General features: G+C 51.7%; 10 protein-coding genes. 4 read left to right on the forward strand and 6 right to left on the reverse strand.

Annotated features, from left to right (window positions below):
- The first annotated feature begins 17 nt into the window (after window positions 1-17).
- From BEB54_RS01020 to BEB54_RS01030, 3 genes are read left to right on the forward strand one after another with little or no spacing between them, the layout of a single operon-like run.
- The gene (locus BEB54_RS01020; protein ID WP_183083030.1) at window positions 18-4,532 is read left to right on the forward strand and encodes an alpha-2-macroglobulin family protein; all 4,515 of its coding nucleotides are present in this window, start codon (window positions 18-20) and stop codon (window positions 4,530-4,532) included.
- Complete coding sequence (locus BEB54_RS01025; RefSeq protein WP_105276847.1) at window positions 4,533-6,182, forward strand: YfaQ family protein; 1,650 nt, start codon at window positions 4,533-4,535, stop codon at window positions 6,180-6,182.
- Between the two features lie 4 nt (window positions 6,183-6,186).
- Window positions 6,187-6,963: a YfaP family protein gene (locus tag BEB54_RS01030; protein ID WP_105276848.1), complete on the forward strand. Its 777-nt coding sequence runs from the start codon at window positions 6,187-6,189 to the stop codon at window positions 6,961-6,963.
- A gap of 73 nt (window positions 6,964-7,036) precedes the next feature.
- On the opposite strand, the gene atoB is transcribed toward BEB54_RS01030, so the two are convergent.
- The 6 genes from atoB to atoS form a co-directional block, all read right to left on the reverse strand.
- A complete protein-coding gene (gene atoB, locus BEB54_RS01035) occupies window positions 7,037-8,221 on the reverse strand; it encodes an acetyl-CoA acetyltransferase (protein ID WP_105276849.1) in 1,185 nt (394 codons plus the stop codon).
- A 30-nt stretch (window positions 8,222-8,251) separates the two neighbouring features.
- Entirely contained in the window at window positions 8,252-9,574 is a 1,323-nt protein-coding gene (locus BEB54_RS01040; protein ID WP_105276850.1) for a TIGR00366 family protein, read from the reverse strand.
- Window positions 9,571-10,221 carry an acetate CoA-transferase subunit beta gene (gene atoA / locus BEB54_RS01045; protein WP_000339050.1) on the reverse strand — a complete coding sequence of 217 codons (651 nt, stop codon included), beginning with the start codon at window positions 10,219-10,221 and terminating at the stop codon, window positions 9,571-9,573. Before atoA ends, BEB54_RS01040 begins: the two co-directional genes overlap by 4 nt.
- The gene (gene atoD, locus BEB54_RS01050; RefSeq protein WP_000850525.1) at window positions 10,221-10,883 is read right to left on the reverse strand and encodes an acetate CoA-transferase subunit alpha; all 663 of its coding nucleotides are present in this window, start codon (window positions 10,881-10,883) and stop codon (window positions 10,221-10,223) included. The genes atoA and atoD overlap by 1 nt, the downstream gene beginning before the upstream one ends.
- A 194-nt stretch (window positions 10,884-11,077) precedes the next feature.
- Window positions 11,078-12,463, reverse strand: a complete 1,386-nt coding sequence (gene atoC / locus BEB54_RS01055) for an acetoacetate metabolism transcriptional regulator AtoC (RefSeq protein WP_032303396.1) — start codon at window positions 12,461-12,463, stop codon at window positions 11,078-11,080.
- On the reverse strand, window positions 12,460-14,286 hold the full coding sequence (gene atoS / locus BEB54_RS01060) for a two-component system sensor histidine kinase AtoS (protein ID WP_105276851.1): 1,827 nt from the start codon (window positions 14,284-14,286) through the stop codon (window positions 12,460-12,462). The genes atoC and atoS overlap by 4 nt, the downstream gene beginning before the upstream one ends.
- Window positions 14,287-14,452: 166 nt before the next feature.
- On the opposite strand from atoS, the gene rcsC reads away from it, so the two are divergent.
- Window positions 14,453-17,302, forward strand: a complete 2,850-nt coding sequence (gene rcsC / locus BEB54_RS01065) for a two-component system sensor histidine kinase RcsC (RefSeq protein WP_032303395.1) — start codon at window positions 14,453-14,455, stop codon at window positions 17,300-17,302.
- Window positions 17,303-17,419 lie beyond the last annotated feature (117 nt).

The raw sequence follows: 17,419 nt of genomic DNA on the forward strand, positions 1-17,419 counted from the left end.
GCTTGTGCCTGTCTCTTGTGGGAACAGGGCTTGCTAATGCTGATGATTCGCTTCCTTCCAGTAACTATGCGCCGCCCGCCGGGGGAACATTCTTTTTGCTCGCTGACAGCAGTTTTAGCAGCAGTGAAGAGGCGAAAGTGCGACTGGAAGCGCCGGGGCGTGATTATCGGCGTTACCAGATGGAAGAGTACGGCGGCGTGGACGTTCGCCTGTATCGTATTCCTGACCCGATGGCATTTTTGCGCCAGCAGAAAAACCTGCATCGCATTGTGGTGCAACCGCAATATCTGGGCGACGGGCTGAACAATACGCTAACCTGGCTGTGGGATAACTGGTATGGCAAATCTCGCCGTGTAATGCAGCGTACTTTCTCTTCTCAGTCACGGCAGAATGTGACTCAGGCGTTACCCGAATTACAGCTCGGTAATGCCATTGTTAAACCTTCCCGTTATGTACAGAACAGCCAGTTTTCACCGCTGAAAAAATATCCACTGGTGGAACAGTTCCGCTATCCACTATGGCAGGCAAAACCGGTCGAGCCGCAGCAAGGGGTAAAACTGGAAGGCGCATCCAGCAATTTCATCTCGCCGCAGCCGGGCAACATCTATATTCCTCTCGGCAAACAAGAGCCAGGACTGTATCTCGTCGAAGCGATGGTCGGTGGGTATCGGGCAACGACGGTGGTGTTTGTTTCCGATACCGTGGCGCTTAGCAAAGTGTCAGGCAACGAACTTCTGGTGTGGACTGCTGGCAAAAAACAGGGTGAAGCGAAGCCAGGCTCAGAGATCCTGTGGACTGACGGTCTTGGCGTGATGACTCGCGGTGTGACCGATGACAGCGGTACCTTACAGTTACAACATATATCGCCGGAACGTTCATACATTCTGGGTAAAGATGCAGAAGGCGGCGTTTTTGTCTCCGAGAATTTTTTCTACGAAAGTGAAATCTACAATACCCGCTTGTATATCTTTACTGATCGCCCGCTATATCGCGCAGGCGATCGTGTCGATGTTAAAGTGATGGGCCGCGAGTTCCACGATCCGTTGCATTCATCCCCTATCGTCAGCGCACCGGCGAAACTTTCAGTGCTGGATGCTAATGGCAGCCTGTTGCAAACCGTCAATGTCACGCTGGATGCGCGTAATGGCGGGCAGGGGAGTTTCCGCCTGCCAGAAAATGCCGTTGCCGGAGGTTATGAATTACGTCTTGCTTACCGCAATCAGGTCTATAGCAGTAGTTTTCGCGTAGCCAACTATATCAAGCCACATTTTGAGATTGGTTTAGCTCTCGACAAAAAAGAGTTCAAAACAGGCGAAGCGGTTAGCGGCAAACTGCAACTGCTTTACCCGGATGGCGAGCCGGTAAAAGATGCCCGCGTGCAGTTAAGTTTGCGCGCTCAGCAATTATCAATGGTCGGTAACGATTTGCGTTATGCCGGACGTTTCCCGGTGTCGCTGGAAGGCAGTGAAACGGTTTCCGACGATAATGGTCATGTGGCGTTAAATCTCCCCGCCGCCGATAAACCAAGCCGTTATTTGTTAACTGTCTCCGCCAGTGACGGCGCGGCGTATCGTGTTACCACCACCAAAGAGATCCTCATTGAACGCGGTCTGGCGCATTACACTTTGAGCACCGCCGCACAATACAGCAATAGCGGTGGATCGGTTGTTTTCCGTTATGCTGCGCTGGAATCTTCAAAACAGGTTCCTGTTACGTATGAGTGGTTGCGTCTGGAAGACCGCACGAGCCACAGCGGAGATCTACCTCCTGGCGGCAAATCCTTTACCGTCAATTTCGATAAACCAGGCAACTACAACCTGACGTTACGCGATAAAGACGGCTTAATTCTCGCCGGGTTAAGCCATGCCGTCAGCGGTAAGGGCAGCACGTCGCATACTGGTACGGTAGATATCGTGGCAGATAAAACGTTGTACCAGCCTGGCGAAACCGCGAAGATGCTGATTACCTTCCCGGAGCCAATTGATGAAGCATTATTGACGCTGGAACGCGATCGCGTGGAACAGCAGTCGCTGCTATCGCATCCGGCAAACTGGCTGACGTTACAACGTTTAAACGATACCCAGTATGAAGCCCGCGTACCGGTGAGCAATTCCTTTGCGCCTAACATCACTTTTTCGGTGCTGTATACCCGTAACGGTCAGTACAGTTTTCAGAACGCCGGAATCAAAGTTGCCGTTCCCCAGTTGGATATTCGGGTGAAAACGGACAAAACCCATTACCAGCCAGGTGAACTGGTCAATGTCGAATTAACCTCGTTGCTGAAAGGTAAACCAGTTTCTGCGCAGTTAACGGTTGGCGTGGTCGATGAAATGATCTACGCGCTGCAACCGGAAATCGCGCCGAATATCGGCAAATTTTTCTATCCGCTGGGGCGTAACAATGTGCGTACCAGCTCCAGCCTGTCATTTATCAGCTACGACCAGGCGCTCTCCAGCGAACCTGTTGCGCCTGGCGCGACTAACCGCAGCGAGCGGCGAGTGAAAATGCTGGAACGTCCACGGCGTGAAGAGGTGGATACTGCGGCATGGATGCCGTCACTCACAACCGATAAACAAGGCAAAGCATATTTCACGTTCCTGATGCCTGATTCATTAACCCGCTGGCGCATCACCGCGCGTGGGATGAACGGCGACGGGCTGGTCGGGCAGGGGCGTGCTTATTTGCGTTCGGAAAAAAATCTCTACATGAAGTGGAGTATGCCAACGGTATATCGCATGGGCGACAAACCGGCGGCAGGACTGTTTATCTTCAGTCAGCAGGATAACGAACCGGTGGCGCTGGTGACTAAATTTTCAGGCGCTGAGGTGCGTCAGACGCTGACGTTGCATAAAGGGGCGAATTATATTTCGCTGACGCAGAATATTCAGCAATCTGGCTTGTTAAGTGCAGAACTCCAACAAAATGGGCAAGTGCAGGACAGTATTAGCACAAAACTGTCTTTTGTGGATAACAGCTGGCCCGTTGAACAGCAGAAAAACGTCATGCTCGGCGGTGGCGATAACGCACTGATGTTGCCCGAGCAGGCGAGCAATATCCGGTTGCAAAGTAGCGAAACGCCGCAGGAGATTTTCCGTAACAATCTTGATGCGTTAGTCGATGAACCGTGGGGTGGCGTGATCAACACCGGTAGCCGTCTGATCCCGCTCAGTTTCGCCTGGCGTTCACTTGCCGATCATCAAAGTGCCGCCGCTAACGACATTCGTCAGAGGATTCAGGATAACCGTCTGCGGCTGATGCAACTGGCGGGGCCCGGAGCGCGCTTTACCTGGTGGGGTGAAGATGGCAATGGCGACGCCTTCCTGACGGCATGGGCATGGTACGCCGACTGGCAGGCCAGCCAGGCGCTCGGCGTAACGCAACAACCGGAATACTGGCAGCATATGCTCGACAGCTACGCGGAGCAGGCGGATAACATGCCGTTATTGCATCGGGCGCTGGTGCTGGCGTGGGCGCAGGAGATGAATCTGCCGTGCAAAACGTTGTTGAAAGGGTTGGATGAAGCTATCGCCCGGCGCGGAACTAAAACTAAAGATTTCTCTGAGGCAGACACCAGCGATATCAATGACAGCCTGATCCTCGATACACCTGAATCTCCACTGGCAGATGCGGTGGCAAACGTCTTAACCATGACGTTGCTGAAAAAAACGCAGTTGAAGTCCACTGTGATGCCACAGGTTCAGCAATATGCGTGGGATAAAGCGGCAAACAGTAACCAGCCGCTGGCGCACACGGTTGTGCTGCTCAATAGCGGAGGCGACGCCACCCAGGCTGCCGCTATTTTAAGTGGTTTAACCGCTGAGCAATCCACCATTGAGCGCGCGCTGGCAATGAACTGGCTGGCGAAATATATGGCGACGATGCCTCCGGTTACGTTACCTGCTCCTGCGGGCGCATGGGCCAAACATAAGTTAACCGGAGGGGGTGAATACTGGCGTTGGGTTGGTCAGGGCGTGCCGGACATTCTCTCTTTTGGTGACGAATTATCGCCGCAAAATGTGCAGGTCCGCTGGCGTGAACCGGCAAAAACGGCCCAACAAAGTAACATTCCGGTGACCGTTGAACGTCAGTTGTATCGGCTTATCCCGGGTGAAGAGGATATGAACTTTACCTTACAGCCTGTCAACAGCAATGAGATTGACGGCGATGCGCTGTATCTCGATGAAATCACACTTACCAGCGAGCAGGATGCAGTTCTGCGCTACGGTCAGGTGGAAGTACCGCTCCCGCCGGGGGCTGACGTTGAGCGGACAACGTGGGGCATTTCGGTCAATAAACCCAACGCCGCGAAACAGCAGGGGCAGTTGCTGGAAAAAGCGCGAAATGAAATGGGCGAACTGGCCTATATGGTGCCGGTGAAAGAACTGACGGGAACGGTCACTTTCCGCCATTTGCTGCGCTTCTCGCAAAAAGGGCAATTCGTTCTGCCTCCTGCTCGTTATGTGCGTTCCTATGCACCTGCACAGCAAAGTGTTGCGGCAGGGAGCGAATGGACCGGGATGCAGGTGAAATAAGTGAACTGGCGCAGAATCGTCTGGCTATTAGCGTTGGTTACTCTGCCAACGCTTGCGGAGGAGACGCCGTTACAACTGGCGCTGCGGGGCGCGCAGCACGATCAACTGTATCAGCTGTCGTCATCAGGCGTGACCAAAGTCTCGGCATTACCTGACACACTCACCACGCCGTTAGGGAGTTTGTGGAAACTGTATGTTTACGCCTGGCTGGAGGATACCCATCAACCAGAGCAGCCCTACCAGTGTCGCGGAAACTCCCCGGAAGAGGTTTATTGTTGTCAGGCTGGGGAGAGCATAACGCGCGATACCGCGCTGGTACGCTCCTGTGGACTCTATTTTGCGCCGCAACGGTTGCATATTGGTGCAGATGTTTGGGGGCAATACTGGCAACAGCGTCAGGCACCTGCGTGGTTAGCGTCTCTTCCTACGCTGAAGCCAGAAACCTCGGTAACGGTTAAATCGCTGCTTGATTCATTAGCGACGTTACCCGCGCAAAACAAAGCTCAGGAAATCTTACTGGATGTGGTGCTGGACGAGGCGAAAATCGGTGTCGCATCCATGCTCGGTAGTCGGGTAAGGGTGAAAACCTGGAGCTGGTTTGCCGATGATAAACAGGAAATCCGTCAGGGTGGTTTTGCCGGCTGGTTAACCGATGGTACACCGCTGTGGGTTACTGGCAGCGGCACCAGCAAAACGGTACTGACCCGTTATGCGACGGTGCTTAATCGGGTATTGCCAGTGCCGACGCAAGTTGCCAGTGGGCAATGTGTTGAGGTGGAGCTGTTTGCCCGTTATCCGCTGAAGAAAATCACGGCGGAAAAGAGTACGACAGCAGTAAATCCCGGCGTACTTAATGGGCGCTATCGTGTGACGTTTGCCAATGGTAACCACATTACGTTTGTCAGCCACGGTGAGACGACCTTACTGACAGAAAAGGGCAAACTGAAATTGCAGTCGCATCTTGATCGTGAAGAGTACGTTGCCAGAGTGCTGGATCGCGAGGCGAAAAGTACGCCTCCGGAGGCAGCGAAAGCTATGACCGTGGCGATTCGCACTTTCTTACAGCAAAACGCCAATCGGGAAGGCGATTGCCTGACCATCCCCGACAGCAGCGCCATGCAGCGTGTTTCTGCTTCGCCAGCCACCACGGGCGCGCGGACGATGACCGCCTGGACGCAGGATCTCATTTACGCTGGCGATCCGGTTCATTATCACGGCAGTCGCGCTACCGAAGGGACACTCTCCTGGCGGCAAGCCACCGCCCAGGCGGGGCAGGGAGAGCGTTACGACCAGATACTCGCGTTTGCTTATCCCGACAACAGCCTTAGCCGCTGGGGAGCGCCACGCTCAACCTGCCAGTTATTACCCAAAGCGAAGGCCTGGCTGGCGAAAAAAATGCCGCAGTGGCGGCGTATGTTACAAGGCGAAACGGGGTACAACGAACCAGACGTGTTTGCGGTCTGCCGTTTAGTCTCAGGTTTCCCCTATACCGAGCGGCAGCAGAAACGGCTGTTTATTCGTAACTTCTTTACGCTTCAGGATCGGCTTGATTTAACCCATGAGTATCTGCACCTGGCCTTTGATGGTTATCCCACCGGGCTTGATGAGAACTATATCGAAACGCTGACCCGACAATTATTAATGGACTAATGCTATGCGAAAGATTTTTCTTCCGTTGTTACTGGTGGCGCTTTCGCCTGTCGCTCACAGTGAAGGTGTACAGGAAGTCGAGATTGATGCACCGCTCTCTGGCTGGCATCCTGCGGATGGTGAAGATGCCAGCTTTTCACAATCGATCAATTACCCCGCGTCGTCCGTCAACATGGCAGATGATCAAAATATCTCAGCGCAGATCCGCGGCAAAATAAAGAATTATGCGGCGGCGGGTAAAGTTCAGCAGGGCCGGTTGGTGGTCAACGGTGCCAGTATGCCGCAGAGAATTGAATCCGATGGTTCATTTGCACGCCCTTATATTTTCACTGAAGGCAGCAACAGCGTGCAGGTCATCAGCCCAGATGGGCAAAGCCGACAAAAAATGCAGTTTTACTCAACGCCGGGCGCTGGAGTGATCCGCGCGCGTTTACGGCTGGTTCTCTCCTGGGATACGGACAATACCGACCTCGATCTTCACGTTGTCACACCTGATGGCGAACACGCCTGGTACGGTAACACCGTGCTGAAAAACAGTGGTGCACTGGATATGGATGTCACGACGGGTTACGGACCGGAGATTTTCGCCATGCCAGCGCCAGTTCACGGGCGCTATCAGGTATATATCAACTACTATGGCGGACGCAGTGAAACGGAATTGACGACCGCCCAACTGACGTTGATCACCGATGAAGGATCGGTTAATGAGAAACAGGAAACATTTATTGTACCGATGCGTAATGCTGGCGAACTGACGCTGGTGAAAAGTTTTGACTGGTGATTACTGAGGTTATCTTTACTGTCAATGTTCAAGAAAACGCCCGATGACTTTCGCTATCGGGCGTTTTTACATGTTAATTCAATCGTTCAATCACCATCGCAATTCCTTGACCGCCGCCAATGCACAACGTTGCCAGACCCAGCGTTTTATCGCGTGCCTGCATTGCATGTAATAGTGTGACCAGAATACGCGCACCGCTGGCGCCGATAGGATGCCCCAGCGCGATGGCCCCACCGTTGACATTCACTTTCTCAGGATCAAAGCCCAGTGTTTTCCCAACGGCAAGGAATTGCGCGGCAAATGCTTCATTGGCTTCGATAAGATCAATGTCTGCCAGCTGCAGCCCCGCCAGTTGTAACGCTTTTTGCGTGGCAGGTACTGGCCCCATACCCATCAATGCGGGGGGCACGCCACCGCTGGCATAACTTTTAATGCGAGCCAAGGGGGTAAGGCCTGCTGCCAGCGCCGTAGATTCTTCCATAATCACCAGAGCGGCAGCACCGTCGTTAATACCTGACGCGTTCCCGGCGGTGACAGTACCTGCTTTATCGAAGGCCGGACGCAATGCAGCCAGAGCTTCTGTAGTAGAATCTGGTTTCGGGAATTCGTCTTGACTGAAGACGAGGGTTTTCTTCCGGGTGACAACATTTACCGGGACGATTTCGGCTGTAAAAGCACCGGACTCAATTGCGGCAACCGCTTTACGCTGTGAATGTAGCGCCAGTTCATCCTGCATTTCGCGGGTAATCCCGTACTCCTTAGCCACGTTTTCGGCGGTAATTCCCATATGATAACCATGGGTGGCGCATATCAGGCCATCGCGCAGGATTACGTCATAAACCTGTTCGTCTCCCAGACGATAACCGGAGCGCGCTTTTGCATCGAGTAAGTAGGGCGCTAAACTCATATTTTCCATACCCCCCGCCACAATGCTCTGCGCCTGACCTGCCTGAATTGCCTGGGCGGCAAGCGCCACGCTTTTCAGACCCGAACCACACACCTTATTGACCGTGAATCCGCACACCGTTTCGGCCAGTCCGCTTTTTAACAGTGCCTGACGCGCCGGATTTTGCCCCAGCCCGGCTTGCAACACGTTACCCATAATCACTTCATCGATATGTTGTGAATCGATTTTTGCGCGTTCAATGGCGGCTTTAATTACTGTCGCCCCCAGGTCGATGGCGCTGGTGGAAGCGAGTGAACCGTTAAAACTACCGATAGCAGTACGTACCGCGCTGACGATGACACAATTTTTCATTTTATATTCCTTCTGTCTGTAGGGTTGCCGTCAGAACAGCGTTAAACCAATGACGAAAATGACGCCGGAGAAAAGCAGAGCAGTGATGCAATAGCCCATGATGTCGCGGACACCGAGTCCAGCGATTGCCAGTGCTGGCAGCGCCCAGAACGGTTGTGCCATATTCATCCACTGTTCACCGTAAGCTATCGCCATTACTGATTTACCGAGATCGGCTCCCAGCGCCTGGGCTGCGGGTATCACGAAAGGTCCCTGAATAACCCAGTGACCGCCGCCAGACGGAACGGCGAAGTTAATCAGTGCAGAACTAAAGAAGGTCATTACCGGGAAGGTGTCTTTGTTCGCAACATTGATGAAGAATTCGGTAATGAGTCCGCCCAGACCGGAGTGCTCCATCATCAGTTGGATCCCCGCGTAGAAGGGGAATTGCACCAGAATTCCGGCGGTACTGCGTGCTGCCGCGCTGATAGCACGCATATAAGCCATTGGCGTTTTATGTAGCAGCAGACCCGCAATCATAAACATCAGGTTGACGGTATTGATGGTGATGTTGAAGCCATGTTCGCTGAAGTACATCGCCAGGTAAGCGATACCGAGTGCGCCGATGATCAACGTCAGAATGCGGCTTTCTTCCAGTCGCTCGGACGGTGGAGCATCTTTCGGTAGTTGCTTTTGAAAATCAGCCTCTTCCATGAGTAGTTTCGGATCGATACTCACCACGTCGGAGGGTTTTGGCATCATCATGCGGGTAATAAATGGCATCACCACAATCAATGCCACAGTGATGAAAATGTTAAAACCACTGAACAGAGTATCGCCCACCGGGATAAGCCCGGCGATATGCTCAACCGGATTGCCCGGTGTGGCAGCCAACAGAGGCATTGAACCAGAGAAACCGCCACCCCAGGTAAGAAAACCAATGTAGGCGCAGGCAATGAGCAACGGATAATCAGAACCGGGTACTCGCCGGGCGACTTCACGGGCGAACATTGCTCCGACAACCAGACCAAATCCCCAGTTGATGACACAAGCGACTGAACCGAAGAAAGTGACCAGCATGACGCCCTGTACGGGCGTCTTTGCGGCGGAAGCGGCAGTACGCAGCAAGTTTTTCACCGGAGCAGAGCTGGCAAGGGCATGACCGGTAACGATGATAAGCGCCATCTGCATACCGAACGCCAGCAAGTTCCAGAAACCGTCCCCCCACATTTTCACCATGCTGATCGGCGTTTGTGGTGTTAACCAAAGCGCGATCACGAACGTTAGCAATGTCAGCAACATGGCAAAGATCAGTGGATCGGGAAGCCACCGGCTGACAAAACGCGTCATAAAACGCGAGATGCGACCAATCATAAATCACCCCGCTGCGTATTCAGATCGGCGGCGACTTCAAACTGAGCTTCGGTTTTGGCACGCACGGTGGCTAAATCACACCCGTCGGCAATTTCGGTGAGCCACATTTTGCCGTCAATGAAACGAAAGACTGCCAGTTCAGTGACCAGCATATGCACCGCGTGTTGCGCAGTGAGCGGCATGGTGCAGCGGCGCAAAATTTTTGCTGAACCATCTTTGGCGCAATGTTCCATGGCAATGATCACTTTGCGTGCCCCGGTCACCAGATCCATCGCGCCACCCATACCGGGCACCATTTTCCCAGGCACTACCCAGTTCGCGAGGTTTGCTTCTTCGTCTACCTGCAAACCACCGAGTACGCAGGCATCAATATGACCACCACGAATCAGCGCAAACGACATTGCGCTGTCGAACATCGCTGCGCCGGGTAAAATGCCGCATGGTTGCCCGCCAGCGTTCACCAGATCTGGATGCGCTGTAGTGACTGGGCCTAAACCGAGGAAGCCATTTTCCGATTGCAGAGTGATATGAATATCCTCCGGTAAATAATTGGCGACCATTGTGGGTAAACCGATCCCTAAGTTAACGATGTCACCATCACGAAGCTCTTGCGCCACACGGCGTGCAATACGTTGTTTCGCATCCATTATTTGCTCTCCTGTGAAACGATGATGTGGTCGATAACGGCACCAGGGGTGACAATATGGTCAGGTTGCAGTTCGCCGGTTTCGACCAGTTCATCTGGCTCCACCAGCGTGATATCAGCCGCAAGGGCAATCAGGGGGTTAAAGTTGCGGGCGCTAAGTTGGTAGGTCAGGTTGCCAAGTGTGTCGCAACGATGGGCGCGAATGAGCGCCAGGTCGGCGCGCAGTGGACGTTCAAGCAGCCAGGTTTTACCGTCGAGTGTCAGCGTCTGTTTGCCTTCCTCTACGACGGTGCCGACACCAGTTGGCGTGAGAAAACCACCAAGTCCAGCTCCACCACAGCGAATTTGCTCAATCAATGTACCTTGCGGTACGAGAACGACCTCCATTTCGCCAGAAATCATGCGCCGTCCGGTTTCCGGGTTGGTGCCGATATGTGAAGCAATTACTTTGCGGACTCGACCATTGACGATGAGCGGACCGATGCCGGTATCAACAAACGCGGTATCATTGGCTATCAATGTCAGGTCGCGAACGCCAGATTCCAGTAATGCTTCCACCAGGCGGGATGGAGTGCCAATTCCCATAAATCCGCCCACCATGATGGTCATGCCGTCACGAAAGAAGCCGGAGGCGTCTTGTAATGTCATCAATTTTGTTTTCATTATTTATCCCTCTTGCATACACCGTTGTGGGTACAGTCAGGGAATAGCAAGGGGAGTGCCAGAATGAAAATGTTTGATATTGTTTTTTAAATTATTGAATAGTAAGAATAAATAAGATGGGGATTAAGAGGTTGAATGAACGGCTATGCAGAAATTTGCGCACTGTGCAAATTTCTGCATAGCAAGTTTTGGTGTTATACATCCGCCGGATCGATACCGTATTCCTGGAGTTTATACATCAATGCCCGGCGACTAATACCTAGCATTAAAGCAGTGCGGGTTCGGTTTCCTTCTTGTTGTTCCAGCACTTCCATAATGATGCGTTTTTCGACGCGTTTTATTTCCTCTTTTAAATTACGCTCACCGGCAGGAGCTGTTTTTGCCTCACCGACATTACAGACTGGCTGACGAATCTGCGGCGGAAGGTCTTCAGAAAAAATGATCGGGCCTGAGTTCATCACGACGGCGCGTTCAATGACGTTGGAAAGTTCTCGAATATTACCCGGCCATGACCAGGCGGTAAGCAGCGACATTGCCATCGGATCGATGTCGATAATATCGCGCTGATTCTCACTACTGAATTTTTGCAAAAAGTGATTAGCTAACAGTGAAATATCTTCCCGGCGATCGCGCAGAGGCGGCAGTATTAAATGAATAACGTTAAGGCGATAAAAGAGATCTTCACGGAAGGTGCCTTCTTTTACCATTGCCTGCAAGTCACGGTTGGTGGCTGCAATGATGCGGATATCAACTTTTATGGTCTGATGACCGCCAATCCGTTCAAATTCCCGTTCCTGCAGAATGCGTAGTAATTTGGCTTGCAGTACCAGCGGCATTTCGCCAATTTCGTCAAGGAGCAGAGTACCTTCGTTGGCACGTTCAAATAATCCCTGACGTAGGGTTTGTGCACCAGTAAATGCGCCTTTTTCATGACCAAACAGTTCACTTTCGAGCAACGATTCCGGCAGTGCCGCGCAGTTGACTTTAATGAACGGCCCCTTTGCCCGCCGCGAATTGTAGTGAATCGCTCTGGCAATCAACTCTTTCCCGGTGCCGCTTTCACCGCTAATCAAGACGCTGGCCTGAGAAAGGGCAATTTTGGCGGTGTCTTTGCAGATGTCCATCATCGCCGGGCTGTTGGTGAGAATGTGCCCCCATTGCCAGCTGGTGCTAAGTGCCTGGTGCAGATGACGGATCTCTTTTTTCATTGACTGGAGTTGTAAAGCGCGCTGAACGATTAAATTCAACTCATCGAGATCAAACGGTTTGATAACATAGTCGAAGGCTCCGCAGCGTAGTGCTTCGACGGCGGTTTCCACTTCAGCATAGGCCGTCATCAGAATAACGGGTGTCCGTGTCTCATGGCTGCGCATCTCCTTTAGTGCCTTGATGCCGTCCATCTCTGGCATGCGGATATCCATCAACACCACGTCAGGGTGAATATCGGCAAACAGGTGTAATGCTGTGCGCCCGTTGTTCGCACAATGTGTTTCGAATCCTTGTAGTGCAAAAGCGGTGCTCAGCATACGGCGAACATTATCTTCATCATCCACAATAAGGATGCGATTAATAGCAGTCATACAGTCTGATTTCCCTGCGGGTTGATCGGTAAAATAAGCGTGAAGGTTGCGCCGTAGCCCGGCAAACTGGCGACGCGAATATCACCCTGATGGGCATTAATGATGCGTTGACTTAACGCCAGACCAAGCCCGGTTCCTGAGGCTTTGGTAGTGAAAAAGGGATCGAAGATCTTTTTTTGCAGCGAGAGATCAATGCCACTGCCGTTGTCCTCTATCGAAATGGCCTGTTGTGAGTCGCTGTACTGCCAGGTTCGAATGCGAATTTTCCCTCGTGCACTGATAGCCTGGACGGCATTGATCAGGATATTCAGTAGTACCTGTTTGAGCAGTTCACGATCGGCGTTAATCGGGCTTAATTCATTATCCAGTTCGCTTATGAAGTCGACCCGCGCTTGTACGCCGGCGGTTTGTACCAGTACCAGAGTTTCTTCAACCAATGCATTGAGGCTGACTTGTTGCCATTGACTGTGGCGTGGGCGTGAAAATTCGAGCAATTGCTGAATAACTTTGTTAATTGAATCGATTTCTTTGAGTACTACGGACAGATATTCCTGATGTATTGGGTCACTGGTTTGTTGGCGCAAGATCTGTACATAACCACGAATAGCCGTTAACGGATTACGTACTTCATGCGCCACGCCAGCCATCAGCTCACCCAGTGTGGCGAGGCGTTCTGCTTGCGCCATGCGGCGCTGGGTTTCTTTGCGGGCAGTTAAATCAGAGAAAATCACCAAAGCACCTATCATTTCACCGTGCGTGTTATGAATACGACTGGTAGTGACACTGAGTTCAATGGTGCGGTCACGGCCTGGAAAACTGATCTCCAGCGCCACATGTTCGGTGCCATGTTCCAGCGTATCCAGTACTGGACTGTAGAACTGAGTATTGTCGAACAACATGGAGTAAGGCTGCCCTACCAGTTCATGACGTTGATAGCCAGTAATGACTTCTGCTGCCGGATTCATGGTGGTTACATCACCCTGGCGGTCAATGGCAATGACGCCATCGGCAGCGTTTTCAATAATCAGATCGTTAAGTGTTCGCGTTTCACGCAGTGCCTGGGCGAGGTTGTTGACACTCTGACTAATTTGCCCCATTTCACCGGGCAATTGTGGTAATCGAGTGGGAATATTTTGCGCCAGAGTCGCGAGACCATCGGTGATGATATCTATATTGGCGCTCAGGCGACGGAAGAAAAGGACAATCAACAGCAGGCTTATCAGCAAACCGGCGGTGAGCACAATGATAATCCTCACATCCATTTTCCAGGCCTGGCGACGAATATCTTCGGTTAATTCATTGGCCCAGATATAACCGAGGATTTCACCATTACGCTCAATGGGGATCATTGAATTCAAAATATCGCCGCGCACCTGCCTGCCTGAATAAATCAAAGGAGTATTTGTACGCATGACTTCGCGACCAGGGTGATCTGCGGCAATAGTAACGCCCACATTATTCTGATACAGCGCTGAAGGCGCGTAAGTGATTATCGCATCCAGCGTTTTGTTGTAATAACCAGCGCCTATGCCAGGAAAGGCGTGAGTGATATTTTCAGTAATGGGAGCAAGTTCTGCATTCAGTGCGTGGATTCGCTCCTCACGTGGTAAGTCGTTGTAGAGATCGTAGCGATCGCCTAGCGCCTGATTAAGCAGGTTGACCACGGCAGAAAGTTTTTTCTCTTTTTCAGATAAGACTGCTGAACGTCCTTCCGTTTCTACGATATAACCAATAGTAAGCGTTGGGACAATGACCATCAGGATTGCCATCAGGATCATTTGATTGCGTAAGCGGCGTGGATAAATCCACTTCATATAATGCATGCTGAATCCCACTAGTCTTGTCCGGTATATGACGATTATCAGAGGTTAAGGTGATGATTTCTCGGCGGTGTATCATATTCCAGAGAAGAGAGAACATTGCGGTAACACGCTTTTACCGCTACCTTAACCACACTCCATCGGTCACCTGAGGCGGAGCTTCGCCCCTTTGAAATACCTTGCTTCTTTTCGTACAACCCTGAAAGCCTCGCGCTACATGTTCAGAGCATTGGCGTTAGTGCTCTGGCTGTTGATTGCTTTTTCATCCGTTTTTTACATCGTTAATGCGTTGCATCAGCGAGAATCGGAAATTCGTCAGGAATTTAATCTGAGTTCCGATCAGGCTCAGCGCTTTATTCAACGCACCTCTGATGTGATGAAAGAGCTGAAGTACATAGCTGAAAATCGCTTATCGGCAGAAAACGGTGTGCTTTCGCCGCGTGGACGAGAAACGCAGGCAGATGTGCCTGTGTTTGAACCACTGTTTGCCGACTCCGATTGTTCCGCAATGAGTAACACCTGGCGAGGTTCTCTGGAGTCATTGGCGTGGTTTATGCGCTACTGGCGCGATAATTTCTCTGCGGCTTACGATCTCAACCGGGTATTTTTAATCGGCAGCGATAACCTCTGCATGGCCAATTTCGGTCTACGTGATATGCCAGTGGAACGCGATACCGCATTGAAAGCTTTGCATGAACGCATCAATAAATATCGAAATGCACCACAAGATGATAGCGGCAGTAACCTCTACTGGATCAGCGAAGGTCCGCGCCCTGGTGTCGGGTATTTTTACGCCTTGACGCCAGTTTATCTGGCGAACCGGTTGCAGGCGCTTTTAGGTGTCGAGCAGACTATCAGGATGGAGAACTTCTTCTTACCTGGTACGTTGCCGATGGGGGTAACCATTCTTGATGAAAATGGTCATACCCTGATTTCGCTTACCGGACCGGAAAGCAAGATTAAGAGCGATCCTCGCTGGATGCAGGAACGTTCCTGGTTTGGCTATACGGAAGGGTTCCGGGAGCTGGTGCTGAAGAAAAATCTGCCACCCTCATCGCTAAGCATCGTCTATTCGGTGCCGGTTGATAAGGTGCTGGAACGCATTCGCATGTTGATCCTTAACGCAATTTTGCTGAATGTGCTTGCCGGAGCTGCATTGTTTACTCTCGCGCGGATGTACGAGCGGCGTATTTTCATTCCGGCGGAAAGCGACGCCCTGCGACTGGAAGAACATGAGCAGTTTAATCGCAAGATTGTCGCCTCCGCGCCAGTGGGTATCTGCATTTTGCGTACCGCTGATGGCGTTAATATTTTAAGTAACGAACTTGCGCATACCTATCTCAATATGCTTACGCATGAGGATCGCCAACGACTGACGCAAATTATTTGTGGGCAGCAGGTCAATTTTGTTGATGTCCTGACCAGCAACAATACCAATCTGCAAATCAGCTTCGTCCATTCGCGCTATCGTAATGAAAACGTGGCTATTTGTGTGCTGGTGGATGTTTCTTCGCGCGTGAAGATGGAAGAGTCGTTGCAGGAGATGGCACAAGCAGCGGAACAGGCGAGTCAGTCAAAATCGATGTTCCTTGCCACCGTCAGTCATGAGCTGCGAACGCCGCTGTATGGCATTATCGGTAACCTGGATCTGTTGCAAACCAAAGAGCTGCCAAAAGGCGTCGATCGTCTGGTGACGGCAATGAACAACTCTTCCAGCCTGTTGTTGAAAATTATCAGCGATATTCTCGATTTCTCGAAGATTGAATCGGAACAGTTGAAGATCGAACCGCGTGAGTTTTCACCGCGTGAAGTGATGAACCACATCACCGCCAACTATTTACCGCTGGTGGTACGCAAGCAGTTAGGCTTGTACTGTTTTATTGAACCGGATGTGCCAGTGGCCTTAAATGGCGACCCGATGCGTTTACAGCAGGTCATCTCCAACCTGTTGAGTAACGCCATAAAATTCACCGATACCGGCTGTATAGTTCTGCATGTTCGCGCTGATGGCGATTATCTCTCTATCCGCGTTCGCGATACCGGCGTAGGGATTCCGGCGAAAGAAGTGGTGCGCTTGTTTGATCCCTTCTTCCAGGTCGGCACGGGCGTACAGCGTAACTTCCAGGGGACTGGTCTGGGTCTGGCGATTTGTGAAAAACTGATCAGCATGATGGACGGCGACATCTCGGTAGATTCAGAACCGGGAATGGGCAGCCAGTTTACCGTGCGTATTCCGTTGTATGGCGCTCAGTACCCGCAGAAAAAAGGCGTGGAAGGGTTGAGCGGGAAACGCTGCTGGCTGGCAGTCCGCAATGCGTCGCTCTGTCAGTTCCTGGAAACCAGTTTGCAGCGCAGCGGCATAGTCGTTACAACATACGAAGGGCAGGAACCGACTCCCGAAGATGTGTTAATCACTGACGAGGTAGTGAGCAAAAAATGGCAGGGTAGAGCGGTAGTGACCTTCTGTCGTCGCCATATTGGTATTCCGCTGGAGAAAGCGCCAGGGGAGTGGGTACACAGTGTGGCTGCACCGCATGAGCTACCGGCATTGTTGGCGCGTATTTATTTGATCGAGATGGAGAGCGATGATCCTGCTAACGCTCTGCCGTCGACGGACAAAGCGGTCAGCGATAACGACGATATGATGATTCTGGTCGTGGATGATCATCCGATTAACCGGCGTCTGCTTGCAGATCAGTTGGGATCGTTGGGCTATCAATGTAAAACCGCGAATGATGGCGTCGATGCGCTTAATGTACTTAGCAAGAATCATATTGATATCGTGCTTAGCGACGTCAACATGCCAAATATGGATGGTTACCGCTTGACGCAACGCATTCGTCAGTTGGGACTGACGTTGCCGGTAATCGGAGTAACTGCTAATGCGTTGGCTGAAGAGAAGCAGCGGTGTCTGGAGTCCGGTATGGACAGCTGCCTGTCGAAGCCGGTAACGCTGGATGTGATAAAACAGACGCTGACGGTATATGCCGAGAGGGTCAGGAAATCGCGGGAATCGTAGGCTTATAAGACATTTACGCCGCATCTGGCATTCAGTGCAAATGCCAGATGCGACGCTGGTGCGTCTTATCTGGCCTACTTTGTTGTAATCCATTGAAATAATGGGAATCGTAGGCCG

Source organism: Escherichia sp. MOD1-EC6021 (assembly GCF_002965245.1).
GTDB classification, from domain to species: Bacteria; Pseudomonadota; Gammaproteobacteria; order Enterobacterales; family Enterobacteriaceae; genus Escherichia; species Escherichia coli_F.

Coding starts and splice junctions, on each gene's coding strand:
- atoC (WP_032303396.1), bottom strand. CDS start 12,463: ATGACTGCTATTAATCGCATCCTTATTGTGGATGATGAAGATAATGTT.
- atoB (WP_105276849.1), bottom strand. CDS start 8,221: ATGAAAAATTGTGTCATCGTCAGCGCGGTACGTACTGCTATCGGTAGT.
- BEB54_RS01040 (WP_105276850.1), bottom strand. CDS start 9,574: ATGATTGGTCGCATCTCGCGTTTTATGACGCGTTTTGTCAGCCGGTGG.
- atoD (WP_000850525.1), bottom strand. CDS start 10,883: ATGAAAACAAAATTGATGACATTACAAGACGCCTCCGGCTTCTTTCGT.
- BEB54_RS01030 (WP_105276848.1), top strand. CDS start 6,187: ATGCGAAAGATTTTTCTTCCGTTGTTACTGGTGGCGCTTTCGCCTGTC.
- atoA (WP_000339050.1), bottom strand. CDS start 10,221: ATGGATGCGAAACAACGTATTGCACGCCGTGTGGCGCAAGAGCTTCGT.
- atoS (WP_105276851.1), bottom strand. CDS start 14,286: ATGCATTATATGAAGTGGATTTATCCACGCCGCTTACGCAATCAAATG.